This is a genomic window from Streptomyces anthophorae (assembly GCF_049310305.1).
Classification (GTDB): Bacteria; Actinomycetota; Actinomycetes; order Streptomycetales; family Streptomycetaceae; genus Streptomyces.
The window spans coordinates 6,538,595-6,551,328 of sequence record NZ_JBLWQQ010000001.1; the positions used below are offsets into that span (position 1 = coordinate 6,538,595).

Genomic DNA, 12,734 nt, shown 5'->3' on the forward strand with positions numbered 1-12,734 from the left:
CTTGGTCCGGCGCCCTCTTCATTGCGCCAGCCTCAGCGTTCTGCGCGCGGCCGCCACCACCGCCGCATCGACGAAGCGGCCGTCCGGGAGGGCCAGCGCGCCCGCCTCCGTGGCCGCCGCGCACACGATCTCCTGGGCCGCCGCCACCTCCGCCTCCGTGGGCCGGAAGGCCTCCTCGATCACCGGGAGCTGGCGGGGGTGGATCGCCGTACGGCCGAGGAAGCCCAGGGCGCGGCCCTCGGCGCAGGAACGGGCCAGTCCCTCCGTGTCGCGGACGTCCGGGTACACGGACTGCGGCGGTGGCGGCAGGTGGGCCGCGCGCGCCGCCACGACCGCCCGGCCGCGCACCCACGCGAGGCCCGCCGCGTCCGTGACACCGAGGTCGGCGCGCAGGTCCGCCTCGCCGAGCGCGATGCCGTGCACACCGTGGTGCGCGGCGATGTCGTAGGCGTGCTCGACGCCCGCCGCCGACTCCAACAGGGCGTACAGCGGAGGCACTTCGACCGCCCACTCCTGTACGCGGTTCAGGTCGGCAGGCCCCGCCACCTTCGGCAGCCGCAGCGCGTCGAGGCCGGGGAGCGGGGTGAGGCGGCGCACCTCCTGCTCCGCGAGCGGACCGTCCAGCGCGTTGACGCGGACGTGCACCGGCGCCTTGTGCTTGTCGGCGAGGAGTTCGACGGTGGCGTCGAGCGCGTACGCCTTGCGGTCGGGGGCGACCGCGTCCTCCAGGTCGACCAGCACCACGTCGGCGCCCGAACCGAGCGCCTTGGCGACGACGTCGGGGCGGTCCCCGGGCACGTACAGCCAGGTCAGGTACGTCTTCTCCAGTGATGCGCTCATACCGCACCAGCCTCCCGCAGGGAGGCGACGGCCGCCTCCGACAGGCCGAGGCCTTCGAGGATCTCGTCCGTGTCCGAGCCGTGCGGGCGGCCCGTCCAGCGGATGGCGCCGGGGGTCTCGGAGAGGCGGAAGAGGACGTTCTGCATCTTGACCGTGCCGAGGTCCGGGTCGGGGAGTTCGGTGATGGAGTTCAGGGCCTGGTACTGCTCGTCGGCGAGGACGTCGCGGACGTCGTAGACCGGGGCGATGGCGGCCTCCGCCTTCTCGAAGGCCGCGACCACCTCGTCGCGGGTGTGCCGCCCGATCCAGCCGCCGACCGCCGCGTCGAGTTCGTCGGCGTGCCGCGCGCGGCCGGAGCCCGTCGCGAACCACTCCTCGGCGATGAACTCGGGCCGGCCCACGAGGTGCATCACGCGCTCGGCGATCGACTGCGCGGACGTGGACACCGCGACCCATTTGTCGTCGCTGGTGCGGTAGGTGTTGCGCGGGGCGTTGTTGGTGGAACGGTTGCCGGTGCGCGGCTGGACGTAGCCGAGCTGGTCGTACCAGGTGGCCTGGGGGCCGAGGATCGACAGCATCGGCTCGATGATCGCCATGTCGACGACCTGGCCGCGGCCCGTGGTGTCCCGTGCGTGGAGCGCCGTCATGATCGCGTACGAGGTGGCGAGCGCGGCGATGGAGTCGGCGAGGCCGAACGGGGGGAGCGTGGGCGGCCCGTCGGGCTGCCCGGTGATCGCGGCGAAGCCGGACATGGCCTCCGCGAGGGTGCCGAATCCGGGGCGGCGCGCGTACGGGCCGAACTGGCCGAAGCCGGTGACGCGGGCGAGGACCAGGCGCGGGTTGGCGGCGCTCAGCTCGTCCCAGCCGAGGTGCCACTTCTCCAGGGTGCCGGGGCGGAAGTTCTCGATGACGACGTCCGACTCGGCGACCAGCCTGAGCAGGACCTCGCGGCCGCCGGGGGAGGACAGGTCGAGGGTGAGGTTCTTCTTGTTGCGGCCGAGCGTCTTCCACCAGAGGCCGACGCCGTCCTTCGACGGGCCGTGGCCGCGGGACGGGTCGGGCCTGCGCGGGTGTTCCACCTTGATGACCTCGGCGCCGAAGTCGCCGAGCATCGTGGCGCAGATCGGCCCGGCGAAGAGGGTGGCGAGATCGAGGACGCGCAGGCCGGTGAGGGGGCCTTGGGGGGTTTCGGTGGTTTCGTTGTCGGTGGGGGGCGTCATGTGCGGGCCTCCAGGGTGAGCCGGGCCAGTTCGTCGAAGCCGATGCCGTCGAAGCCGGCGACCGTGGTGGCGAGCCGGTTCTTCAGCGGGGCGGTCCAGCGCTCGCCGAGCGCGTCGGGGTGCCCGGCGAGCAGTCCGGCGACCGAGCCGGCGGTCGCTCCGTTGGAATCGGTGTCCCAGCCCCCGGACACCGCGCGGCAGATGGAGCCCTCGAAGTCGCCGTCGGCGTGGGTGAGGGCGGCCGCGAGGAGGGCGGCGTTGGGGAGGACGTGGACCCAGTGGTGGTCGGCGTAGGCGGCGTGCAGCGCGTCGACGACCGTCTCGAAGTCCTCCTGGGCGCGGGCGAGTTCGATGCCGAGGCGGACGGCGTGGGCGTAGCGGGATCGCGGGGGGACGACGGCCAGGCCGGAGGCGAGTGCCGTGTGCACGTCCGCGGTGCCCGAGGCGGCGGTGGCGATGGTGGCGGCCGTGAACATCGCGCCGTAGACGCCGTTCGCGGTGTGGGTGAGAACGGCGTCCCGGTGGGCGAGACGGGCCGCGTGGTGCGGGGCGCCGGGGTTGATCCAGCCGAAGACATCGGCGCGGATCTGGGCGCCGATCCACTCGCGGAAGGGGTTTCTGTACGTCGCCGTGTGCGGGGGTTCGAGGCCGGCGAGCAGGTTGCGGTAGGCGATGCGTTCGGCGGTGAAGGTGCGGCCTGCGGGGAGTTCGTCGAGCCAGAGCCTGGCGACGTCGTCCGTGGTGAAGTCCGTTCCGTGACGCCGGATCAGGAGGAGGGCGAGGAGCGGGTAGTTGAGGTCGTCGTCCTCCGGCATGCCGTCGATGTTCTCGGCGAGGGAGGTGGGGGCGCTGCGGCGGTTCCAGGGGTGGGCGGTCGCTACCGCGGGGTCCAGGCCGCGCTCCGTGAACCAGCCGTTCAGCGGCCAGTTTCCGGTGGAACGGGCGATGGCCCGGATCCCTTCGAGCGGGAGCTTCTCGACGGGCTTGCCGAGGAGGCAGCCCGCGGCCCGTCCGAGCCAGGCGGCGTGCAGCCGGTCGCGCAGGGCGTCCTCTTCCCCCACCCCGCCCCTTCCCGAAAGTCCTGCCGGACGGGCCGCCTCAATCGCCGGCGGGGCTCCAAATGGAGCCCCGCCGGCGATTGAGGAGCGGCGTCCGGGGCGGAGCCCCGGTTTCGGGAAGGGGCGGGGTGGGGGAGATGGGTTTGTCGTCGACTCGATCGCCGCCAAGTCCGTTGGTTCGGGCAATGGGGAAGGGATCGTGGCGAGTTCGTCGAGCAGGGCCTCGGCCAGGGCACGCAGTGCCGGGGGCGCGGGAGTCGGGGACGACCCCGCCCGGGCCGGGGCCAGGTGGCCGCCCGCCGACAGCCAGCGGGCCTCCACAGAAGACGCGTCGCGACCGTCCTGCGCCGCCTGGCGCAGTTCGTGGCCGAGGAGATCCTCGGGCTGGGTCCAGGTGAGGCGGAGCATCACGCCCCCGCCACCGCCGCGAACGCGGCATCGTGGGCCCGGCGGCGGTCCAGGTCCTTCGCGTAGACCTCGCGCGTGATCTGCGAGAGGGCCGTCGCCGGGCCGTGCAGGTCCAGTTTGCTGGCCCGCGCGATCTCGGCGCTCCACTCCTTGGGCACGGCCCCCTCCCCGTACAGCGCCCCGACGATCGCCCCGCTCATCGTGGCGATCGAGTCGCAGTCGCGGCCGTAGTTGACCGAGCCGAGCACCGTGTGCCGGAAGTCGCCGCGGCCGACGAGAAGCATGCCGAGGGCGATGGGGAGTTCCTCGATGGCGTGCAGGCGGGACGGGCGGCGGGCGCCGAGCGACGGTTTGCGGTAGTCGGGGCCGACCGTGTCGAACGGCGTGACCGCCTCGCGCAGCGGCTTCAGCGCGTCCTCGAAGTCGTCGTAGCGGGACGCCACTTCGCAGACCGCCTCGATCGCCGACCGGGTGCCGTCCTTGGCGAGCGCGAGGGCGTCCTCGACCACCGACTCCGGCGTCGCGCCCGGCTTGTACGCCGCGGCCACCGCCGCCGCGAAGACGCCCGCGGCCTCCCTGCCGTACGAGGACTGGTGCGCGCCCGCGACGTCGAGGGCCTCCTCGTAGGCCTTGAGCGGGTTGCCCGCGTTGACCGCGCCGACCGGGGCCATGTACATCGCCGCGCCGCAGTTCAAGATGTTGCCGACGCCCGCCTCGCGCGGGTCCACGTGCCCGTAGTGGATGCGCGCGACGATCCACTTCTCGGCGAGGAAGATGCGCTGGAGGGGGAGGGCCTCCGCCTCCAGTTCCGGGATCCAGCGGGGGGTCGTGATCAGGTCGGGGACCAGGTGGTCGGCGACCGCGTACGCGTCGAGGTGGTCGCGGACCTTCTCGTAGACGCGGATCAGCGCGTGGGTCATCAAGGTGTCGTCGGTGACGTGGCCGTCGCCCTTGTGGTACGGCGCGATGGGGCGGGCCGTACGCCAGTCGTCCTTGTAGAACGGTTCCACGATGCCGCGCACCCGGCCGCCGTGCCGCTCCGCGATGGCCTCCGGCGTCCAGCCCTCGACCGGGCCGCCGAGCGCGTCGCCCACGGCCGCGCCGACCAGGGCGCCGGTGGTGCGGTCCTCCAGTGAGACGCTCATGATGGTGACGTTCCTTCCGCTGCGGGGGAGTTGGAGGTGGCGCGGGCGAGGCGTCCCGCGAGGGTCGTCAGCCGGGTTCCCGCGAGTTGCGGAAGCGCGCAGCCCGCGAGGATGTCGCAGGCGTCCCGCCAGGTGTGCGGCAGCGCCTCCGCCCCGCCGATCGCGCCGGTGAGGGCGCCGGTCAGGGCGGGTGCCGAGTCCGCGACGCGGGACAGGCAGGCCGCGGTGGGTACGGCCTCGGCGATCGACCCGGCGGCGGCCGTCGCGACGGCGAGCGCCACGGGGACGGTCTCGGCCGCCGCGATTCCGTAGCTGTAGACGTGGTCGACGATCTCGTGTTCCAGGACGGGGACGAGCGCGAACGCGTTGCCGGGCCGTCCTGGGCGGGCCGCCGCCGCGGCGCGGCCGAGCTCCACCGCTCTGTGGGCGTTGCGGTGGATTTCCGTGCCGGGTGGGAGCTGGGTGAGTGCGGCGTCCACGCAGGTGTCGACGTCCGCGCCGCCGAGCGCGGTCGCGACGGCCGCCGCCATCGCGCGGGCGCCGTGCACGCCGTCGCCGTCCTGGGTGTAGCGGGCGTCGAACTCGGCCAGTTCCGCGGCGAGTTCGGGCCGGCCCGGGTGGACGGCCGCGAGGACCGCGGCGCGGACGCAGGCGGCGTCGTCGAAGTAGTGCGGGTTGTCGTGGCCGGTGGCGGGTGGGCGCAGGCCCGCGGCCAGGTTGCCGAGGCCCGCGCGGACCGAGATGCGGGCGCGCAGGGGGATGTCGGCGGATTCGATCTCGTCGGCGCGGGCCGCGGCGGCGGCGATCTCGTCGGCGAGGGTGTTCCAGGCGAGGGAGAGGGAGGAGCGGACGCGGTGGTCGGGGTCGAGGTCGGCGAGGCCGTGCGCGTGCGCGGAGAGGACGGCGTGTGCGGTGGAGGCGGCCCATTCGGCGTCGTCCGACGGGCCCAGGCGGAGGGGTTCCGGGGGTTGGTTCAGGGCGATGGGGACGGGGAGGGTGGTGGTGGCGTTCTGCTCCGCGAAGGTGTCCAGTTCGCGGGTGAGGCGGCGGGTCCAGTCGGGGAGCCGTGCTGCGCGGTGTCGTCCCGACGGCCAGCCGGCGGCGTCCCCTGCGGCGATCCCGAGGAGCAGGCCCTCGATGCGGTCGACGTTTGTGGCGGCGGATGCGGTTGCGGCCGCGGGGCTCTGCCCCGGACCCCGCGCCTCAATCGCCGGCGGGGCTTGATGTTGCCGAGCCGGTGTTGTGCCCTTGGGGTTTTGCCCCGGGTCCTGTGCCTCGGTCGTTGGCGGGGCTTGGTTTTGCTGAGCCGGCGTTGTGGCCGCGGGGCTTTGCCCCGGGCCCCGCGACTCAATCGCCAGCGGAGCTTGAACTTGCCGAGCCGGTGTCGTGCCCGCGGGGCCCCGTCGGCTCTCGTCCGGCTGTGGGGCTTGGTTTGCCGGGGATGTGCTCGCGGCGGGGGCAGAATCAGCACCGGCGGCGTTTGAGGCGCGGGGGGGCGGGGCGGAGGCGCGAGGTGTGATCGGGGGTCATGCCACCGCCCCCGTCCGGTCCGGTGGGGGAGGCGTGAGGCGGTTCGCGACGTCCAGGATGTGGCGGCCCGCCATCGACGGGAGGCAGCTGCCCCGCACCGGGCCGATTGCCGACGCCCAGGCCGAGGGGATCGACGGCTCACCGCCGAGGGCACCGGCGAGCGCTCCCGCCACCGCCGCCGTCGTGTCCGCGTCGCGGCCCATGTTGACCGCGGTGAGGACCGATTCGCGGAAGTCGCCGCGGGCCACCGCGAACGCGCCGAACGCGAGGCCGACCGCCTCGGGCGCGAGGTCCGTCCACGGGTAGCCGCCGATGACGACGGCTTTGCGGACCGCCCGCTCCATGGACAGTTGCGTGCCGTCCGGGTCCCGGCGGGCCCGCCGCGCCGCCGAGACCGCGCGGTGCAGGGAGCGGGCCGTCCACGAGTCATCGGGGACGACCGAGAGCGCCGCCTGCACCACCGCGTCCGGGTTGTGGCTGACCATGGCCGCAGCGACCCCCGCCGCGACCGCCCGGCCGCCGTGGATGCCCTCGCCGTCGTGCGACACCGTGCCGTCGATCGACACCAGGCGGGCCGCCTCCGCCGGGCGGCCCGCCGTGTACACCCCGAAGGGCGCCGCGCGCATCGCGAGGCCGTCGCTCCAGGCGTGCCGGTGCTGGGCGGAGATCGGGGCGGCGAGGCCCCTGCGGAGGTTCTCCAGGGTGCCGCGTTCGCTGAAACCGGCGCCCTTGAAGGGACCCTCGTCGCGGTCCGCGATCCAGGTGTGCCAGGCCCGCTCGACGTGCTCGATGGTGAGGCCCGCGCCGTGCTCGGCGAGGAGGAGGCCGGAGAAGATCGCGTACTCGGTGTCGTCCGTGCCCGCCGGGTCGGCGGAGACGAAGCCCTCGATGCGGCCCCAGCGTTCGCGGATCTGGGACGGCTTCATGTTCTCCGCCGGCGCGCCGAGCGCGTCACCGACGGCGAGGCCGAGGAGCGCCCCGCGGGCGCGGTCCCGCAGGGAGATCGCGGCCGCGGGGGGAGGGTGCGGAACGGTGCGGAGTCTGCGTGACTGCGCCGGTCCTCCCGAAGGAGGGTCCGGTTCGACGCTGACGCTCATGGTGTGTTCGTGCTCATCTCTGGGGTTGTGCTGGTGCTGGTGGTACCTCAGGTGCTCATCGTTGGTAGCGGTTCAGAATCAGATTGCCGTCGTCCGCCAGACGTTTGCGCAGCTCTGTTACGCCGAACGCGCCGTTGTAGTACTCCTGGTAGGCCGGAGTGGCGATCTTGTCCTTCCATTCGGCGTAGCCCCGCACCCCGAGCACCGGCGACGGGCGCAGCGCGGCGGCCAGCTCGGAGCCGGTCCGCCAGCCGTACTTCTCCGTGGTGAGGGACGGGTCCTTGAGCGCCTTCCGGCTGGTGGGCAACAGCCAGTCGCCGCGCGCCAGTTGGACCTGGTGGTCGGCGCGCGTGAGGTAGGCGATGAACCGGGCGGCCGCCTTCTTGTGCCTGCTGTCCTCGGAGACGGACAGGGTCTGCGGGGCGACGCCCTGCGCCAGGCCGCCCGAGCCCGCGGGCATCGGCAGGACGGTCCAGTCGAAGCCCTTGGGGGCCTGCTGCTGGACCTGCTGCCGGAACGAGAAGTTCAGCGGGAGCATCGCGTACTTGCCCGCGAAGAAGCCGGGCAGCGTGTCCGAGCCTGCCATGCCGAGCGCCGACCTGGGTGCGGTGTGCGCCTGGTCGACCTGCCGGTTGATCAGGCGCGCGACGGCCGAGTCTGCGGCGTCGTAGCGGATCTCGTTCTTGCCGTCCGCGTCCTTGTAGAAGATCTTGCCGCCGGTGGACCGCGCGAGGTTCACGGACTGGGTGACGGGCTCCTTCATCGACCAGGCGACGCCGTACTGTTCGGGCCTGCCGTCGCGATTTCGATCGCGCGTGAGTCTCTTGCTCGCGCGCTCGAACTCGGCCCAGGACCATGGGTGTTGGACCGTCGGTGTGCGTACGCCCGACTGCTTCAGGAGCTTCTCGTTCACGACGAGGACGCGGGGCTCCTGGAGGAACGGGATGCCGTAGATCTTCTTTCCGTACGTCGTCGTGGCCCAGGACGCCTTCGGGATGTCCGCGCGCAGCGACTTCGGGAGGTAGGGGCTGAGGTCGGCGAGGTAGCCGCCGTGCCCGAAGTCGGTGAGGTCGGAGGCGTCGTCGTGGAAGATGTCCGGTGCCTTGCCGCCCTCGAAGGACGTCAGCATCTGGTCGTGGATGCTGTCCCAGACGCCCTGGACGTACGTGACCTTGACCTTGGCGTGGGTGTCGTTCCACTGCTTGACCAGCGCCTTGTTGGCCTCGATGGACTCCTTCTGCCAGGCGAGGCTGAGGAATTCGAGGGTGACCGTGCCGTCCGCCGACTCGGAGTCCGAGCCCGACCCGGAGCAGCCGGCGAGCAGGGTGAGGGAGAGGGCGGCCGCGGCCGCCGCGGTGAGCCCGCGTCCGCGCATCAGCCCTTCACCGCCCCGCTGAGCATGCCGCCGACGAGCCGCCGCTGGAGCAGCGCGAAGAAGACGAGGCTGGGGATCGTCGCGAGGACCGAGGCCGCGGCGAGCGGCCCGAGGTCGGCGACGCCCTCGGCGCCGAGGAAGCGGGTGAGGATGACCGACATCGTCTGGTTCTCCGGTGACTTGAGGAGGACGAGGGCGAAGAAGAACTCGTTCCAGGCGGTCACGAAGCTGAACATCAGCGTCGCGACCAGGCCCGGGGCGAGGAGCGGGAGAACCACGCTGGTCAGGGTGCGCAGGCGGCCCGCGCCGTCCACCGCGGCGGCCTCCTCCAGGGAGCGCGGCACCGACTTCACATAGCCCTGGAGCATCCAGAGCGAGAAGGGCAGGTTCCAGACGACGTAGACGATGATCAGGCCGAGGAGGCTGTCGATCATGCGCAGGTTCTTCAGGACCAGGAACAGCGGGATGATGATCAGCACGAACGGGAACATCTGGCTGACCAGGATCCAGCCCGTGCCCGCCTGACTGACCCGGCTCCGGTACCGGACCATGACGTACGAGGCCGGGACCGCGATCGCCACCGAGATCACGGAGGCGCTGACCGCGACGACCAGGCTGTTGAGCGCCGAGCGGAGCAGCGGCTGCGCGTCGAACGCGGAGCGGTAGTTGTCCAGGCTCGGATGCTTCGGCAGCCAGCTCGGGTCGATCGCGCCCAGCTCCTGCGGGGACTTGAAGGACGTCGAGACCAGCCACAGGAACGGGAAGGCCAGGAAGACCATGTAGCAGAGCAGCGCCACATACTGGCCGGCGCGGCCCGCGACCCGGGGGAGTGTCGTACTCGCGCTCATGCCGCCGCCACCCCGCCTTCCACGTCTTCCTTGAGCTTCTTGCGGAGGAACAGCGTCAGCAGCACCGCGATCACCACGACCATCGCCAGGCCCATCGCGGCGGCGTAGCCGAACTGCCCGTACTTGAAGGCCTCTTCGTACGCGAACAGCATCGGCAGGCGGGTCTGGCCGCCGGGTCCGCCCTGCGTCAGCACGTAGACCAGGCCGAACGAGTTGAAGTTCCAGATGAAGTTGAGCGCCGTGATGGCGATGACCACCGGCTTCAGGGCCGGCCAGGTCACGGCCGTGAAGCGGCGCCACAGGCCCGCGCCGTCCAGCTGCGCGGCCTCCCGCAGTTCCACCGGCACGTTCTGGAGCCCGGCGAGGAGCACCACCGTCGTCTGCGGCATGCCCGCCCACACGCCCACCACGATCACGGCGGGCAGCGCGTACGACAGGTCCGCGAGCCAGTCGACATGCTCGTGGATGATCCCCAGCTGGGTCAGCGTCTTGTTCAGGACGCCCGCGTCCGAGTGGTAGACGAGCCGCCACATGATGCCGACGACGACCTCGGGCATCGCCCACGGGACCAGCGCCAGCGTCCGGGCCATCCAGCGGAAACGCAGATTCTGGTTGAGGAGGAGGGCGAGGCCGAGCGCGAGCACGAACTGGAGCGCCGTCACGGACACCGCCCAGACCAGACCGATCCGGAACGACTCCCAGAAGAGCGAGTCGTGGCGCAGGTCGAGGAAGTTGTCCAGGCCGATGAACCGCGTGGGGGCGGTCCGCCCCGCCTGCGAGTCGGTGAACGCGAGCGAGAGGCCGTACAGGAGCGGGACCACGCTGAGGACCAGGATCGGGATCAGCGCGGGCATCAGCAGGAACCACGCGCCCCGGTCCAGGCCGAGCGCTCGCTTGCGCTGACTGGGAGTGCGAGGTGGCGGTGTGCCGCGGCTACCAGGGACGGCGTTGTCCCGTGGCGCGGTGAGACTCATGGGAATCCTCGATGTCTCAACTGTCGGGCGCCGCCCGGCCCGTGGAGGCGCGGACGACGAGGCGGGGAGGGGCGGTGGTGGAGCGGGGAGTGCGGTCCCCGGGGGTGCTTCCGGGGGCTTCCGGGTCGTTCAGGCGGTGCAGCAGCAGTTCGGCGGCGAGCCGTCCGCGCTCGGTGGAACCCAGGTCGACGCTGGTCAGCGGGGGCCAGCCGGCCTGCGCGAGCACGCTGTCGTCCATCCCCGCGACCGCGACGTCCTCCGGGATCCGCAGGCCGCGGGCGTGCAGGGCGCGGGCAGCGCCGAGCGCCAGCTGGTCATTGGCGCCGAAGACCGCGTCGGGCTTCAGGTCGAGGAGCGCTTCGGCGGCCGCGGCCCCCGACTCGATGCCGAAGTCCGTGTGCACGACGAGGTCCGGGTCGTACGCGAGGCCGCAGTCCGCGAGGGCCTTGCGGAAGCCCTCGCCGCGCTTGCGGCCGGGGACCGTGTCGGCGGGGCCGTTGACGAAGGCGATGCGGCGGCGGCCCGTCCCGTACAGATGGCGCACGGCGAGCGCGACGCCCTCGACGGAGTCGGCGCGCACGCTGTCGACCGGCACGCCGCTGGGCAGTGAGCCGATGACGACGACCGGGCCCGAGGCCGAGCGCAGCGCGTCCACATGGGCGTCCGTGATGCGGATGGGGCACAGGATGAGCCCGTCGCTGGTGCGGTCGCCGAGGCTGCGCAGGACGGCGAGTTCGTCCTCGGCGACGGCGTCCGTGGAGTGCAGCAGGAGGCGGTACCCGGCGGCCTTCGCGACGGACTGGATGGCGCGGACCATCGCCACGTAGACCGGGTTGCCGATGTCGGGCATCGCGAAGGTGAGCTGGCGGGTGCGGCCGCCTTTGAGGGAGCGGGCCACCGCGTTGGGCACATAGCCGAGTTCGGCGGCGGCGCGCTCGACCTTCTCGACGGTCCCGGGGCGGGCCCCGATCCCGTTGAGCACGCGGGAGACGGACGCGATGGAGACCCCGGCGCGCTCGGCGATGGAGATGATCGTCGGCTGCGGCACGGCGTTCCTCCCCTTCTTCTGTAAACGTTTTCCGTTGCTGGAAACGTTTACGGATGTTGCTCCCTCGTTTCCGGCCCGTCAACGCGCGTTTCTTGTGATCCAGGTCACTGGCCGCTTCGGGAAGATGGAGGTCAGCGCGTTGCGCAGGGCGCAAAACCGCAGGTAAGTACGGCCTTCCTTGCTGGCAGAGCCGTTTTTTCGCGCGTACTTTCGGACTCGAAGCAACAGCAGTCACAGGGGAGCGGGGTTCACGAGCATGACCATCATCGAGACCGGGGCAGCACTGCACGACGCCCACCGGGACAACCACACGCACCGTGATGTCAACGGTGGCTGGCTGCGCCCCGCGGTCTTCGGCGCGATGGACGGGCTCGTCTCCAACTTCGCGCTCATGGCGGGTGTCGCGGGCGGCGCCGTCTCGCAGCAGACGATCATCATCACCGGCCTGTCGGGCCTCGCCGCCGGAGCCTTCTCCATGGCCGCGGGCGAGTACACCTCCGTCGCCTCCCAGCGCGAGCTGGTCGAGGCCGAACTCGACGTCGAGCGCCGCGAGTTGCGGAAGCACCCGGCCGACGAGGAGAAGGAGCTCGCCGAGCTGTACGTGTCCCGGGGTGTCGAGCCCGAGCTCGCGCACGAGGTGGCCAAGCAGCTGTCGAAGGACCCCGAGCAGGCTCTGGAGATCCACGCGCGCGAGGAGCTGGGCATCGACCCCGGTGATCTTCCCTCGCCGATGGTCGCCGCCGTCTCGTCCTTCGGGTCGTTCGCGCTCGGTGCCCTGATTCCGGTGCTGCCCTATCTGCTCGGCGCGAGCGCGCTGTGGCCCGCCGTGCTCCTCGCGCTCGTCGGACTCTTCGCCTGCGGGGCGGTCGTGGCCAAGGTGACGGCGCGTTCCTGGTGGTTCAGCGGGCTGCGGCAGCTGGCCCTCGGTGGCGCGGCGGCGGGTGTGACGTATCTCCTGGGAAGCGTCTTCGGGACTTTTGCTGGTTGACGGGTCGCGGCCGTGGCCTGAAGATGCCTATACAGCCCCATGCATAAGTAGTCGTTACCGCGCGGTTTCGATTAGTTGACCACGGGGCATGAGCCGTAAGCGCTGAGGGCAATGAGGCCCTCGGCGCACACCGGCACCACCCCGGCCCTCGGTCATCGATCTGCCCGCTGAGGCCTCTCCCGCCGCCACCCGCGGTGTCCGCA

The 12,734-nt window shown here is 72.1% G+C and carries 11 protein-coding genes; 1 reads left to right on the forward strand and 10 read right to left on the reverse strand.

What is annotated here, in order from left to right:
* Positions 1–18: 18 nt before the first annotated feature.
* Genes ACNYS0_RS29665 through ACNYS0_RS29710 form a run of 10 tightly spaced genes read right to left on the reverse strand, consistent with a single transcriptional unit; the run spans position 19 to position 11,543 of the window.
* A complete protein-coding gene (locus tag ACNYS0_RS29665) occupies positions 19–840 on the reverse strand; it encodes an HpcH/HpaI aldolase/citrate lyase family protein (RefSeq protein ID WP_422477788.1) in 822 nt (273 codons plus the stop codon).
* Positions 837–2,060, reverse strand: coding sequence for a CaiB/BaiF CoA transferase family protein (locus tag ACNYS0_RS29670; RefSeq protein ID WP_422477789.1), 1,224 nt, complete (start codon positions 2,058–2,060; stop codon positions 837–839). Before ACNYS0_RS29670 ends, ACNYS0_RS29665 begins: the two co-directional genes overlap by 4 nt.
* Complete coding sequence (locus ACNYS0_RS29675) at positions 2,057–3,526, reverse strand: ADP-ribosylglycohydrolase family protein (RefSeq protein ID WP_422477791.1); 1,470 nt, start codon at positions 3,524–3,526, stop codon at positions 2,057–2,059. The genes ACNYS0_RS29670 and ACNYS0_RS29675 overlap by 4 nt, the downstream gene beginning before the upstream one ends.
* Positions 3,526–4,671 (reverse strand): ADP-ribosylglycohydrolase family protein, encoded by a 1,146-nt coding sequence (locus tag ACNYS0_RS29680; protein WP_422477793.1) that lies wholly within the window; start codon positions 4,669–4,671, stop codon positions 3,526–3,528. Before ACNYS0_RS29680 ends, ACNYS0_RS29675 begins: the two co-directional genes overlap by 1 nt.
* Positions 4,668–6,191 carry an ADP-ribosylglycohydrolase family protein gene (locus tag ACNYS0_RS29685; RefSeq protein WP_422482809.1) on the reverse strand — a complete coding sequence of 508 codons (1,524 nt, stop codon included), beginning with the start codon at positions 6,189–6,191 and terminating at the stop codon, positions 4,668–4,670. The genes ACNYS0_RS29680 and ACNYS0_RS29685 overlap by 4 nt, the downstream gene beginning before the upstream one ends.
* A gap of 6 nt (positions 6,192–6,197) precedes the next feature.
* A complete protein-coding gene (locus tag ACNYS0_RS29690) occupies positions 6,198–7,298 on the reverse strand; it encodes an ADP-ribosylglycohydrolase family protein (RefSeq protein WP_422477795.1) in 1,101 nt (366 codons plus the stop codon).
* 55 nt (positions 7,299–7,353) lie between these two features.
* Complete coding sequence (locus tag ACNYS0_RS29695) at positions 7,354–8,673, reverse strand: ABC transporter substrate-binding protein (protein WP_422477797.1); 1,320 nt, start codon at positions 8,671–8,673, stop codon at positions 7,354–7,356.
* A complete protein-coding gene (locus tag ACNYS0_RS29700; protein WP_422477799.1) occupies positions 8,673–9,521 on the reverse strand; it encodes a carbohydrate ABC transporter permease in 849 nt (282 codons plus the stop codon). The genes ACNYS0_RS29695 and ACNYS0_RS29700 overlap by 1 nt, the downstream gene beginning before the upstream one ends.
* On the reverse strand, positions 9,518–10,495 hold the full coding sequence (locus ACNYS0_RS29705; protein WP_422477801.1) for a carbohydrate ABC transporter permease: 978 nt from the start codon (positions 10,493–10,495) through the stop codon (positions 9,518–9,520). Before ACNYS0_RS29705 ends, ACNYS0_RS29700 begins: the two co-directional genes overlap by 4 nt.
* Positions 10,496–10,511: 16 nt before the next feature.
* Positions 10,512–11,543 carry a LacI family DNA-binding transcriptional regulator gene (locus tag ACNYS0_RS29710; RefSeq protein ID WP_422477803.1) on the reverse strand — a complete coding sequence of 344 codons (1,032 nt, stop codon included), beginning with the start codon at positions 11,541–11,543 and terminating at the stop codon, positions 10,512–10,514.
* 256 nt (positions 11,544–11,799) lie between these two features.
* Between ACNYS0_RS29710 and ACNYS0_RS29715 the strand changes: the two genes are divergently transcribed.
* Complete coding sequence (locus tag ACNYS0_RS29715) at positions 11,800–12,531, forward strand: VIT1/CCC1 transporter family protein (RefSeq protein WP_422477805.1); 732 nt, start codon at positions 11,800–11,802, stop codon at positions 12,529–12,531.
* Positions 12,532–12,734 lie beyond the last annotated feature (203 nt).

Excerpts from the sequence above, each read along its gene's own strand:
- ACNYS0_RS29695 (WP_422477797.1), bottom strand. The coding sequence starts at position 8,673 with ATGCGCGGACGCGGGCTCACCGCGGCGGCCGCGGCCGCCCTCTCCCTC.
- ACNYS0_RS29665 (WP_422477788.1), bottom strand. The coding sequence starts at position 840 with ATGAGCGCATCACTGGAGAAGACGTACCTGACCTGGCTGTACGTGCCC.
- ACNYS0_RS29675 (WP_422477791.1), bottom strand. The coding sequence starts at position 3,526 with ATGCTCCGCCTCACCTGGACCCAGCCCGAGGATCTCCTCGGCCACGAA.
- ACNYS0_RS29700 (WP_422477799.1), bottom strand. The coding sequence starts at position 9,521 with ATGAGCGCGAGTACGACACTCCCCCGGGTCGCGGGCCGCGCCGGCCAG.
- ACNYS0_RS29705 (WP_422477801.1), bottom strand. The coding sequence starts at position 10,495 with ATGAGTCTCACCGCGCCACGGGACAACGCCGTCCCTGGTAGCCGCGGC.
- ACNYS0_RS29670 (WP_422477789.1), bottom strand. The coding sequence starts at position 2,060 with ATGACGCCCCCCACCGACAACGAAACCACCGAAACCCCCCAAGGCCCC.
- ACNYS0_RS29680 (WP_422477793.1), bottom strand. The coding sequence starts at position 4,671 with ATGAGCGTCTCACTGGAGGACCGCACCACCGGCGCCCTGGTCGGCGCG.
- ACNYS0_RS29690 (WP_422477795.1), bottom strand. The coding sequence starts at position 7,298 with ATGAGCGTCAGCGTCGAACCGGACCCTCCTTCGGGAGGACCGGCGCAG.
- ACNYS0_RS29715 (WP_422477805.1), top strand. The coding sequence starts at position 11,800 with ATGACCATCATCGAGACCGGGGCAGCACTGCACGACGCCCACCGGGAC.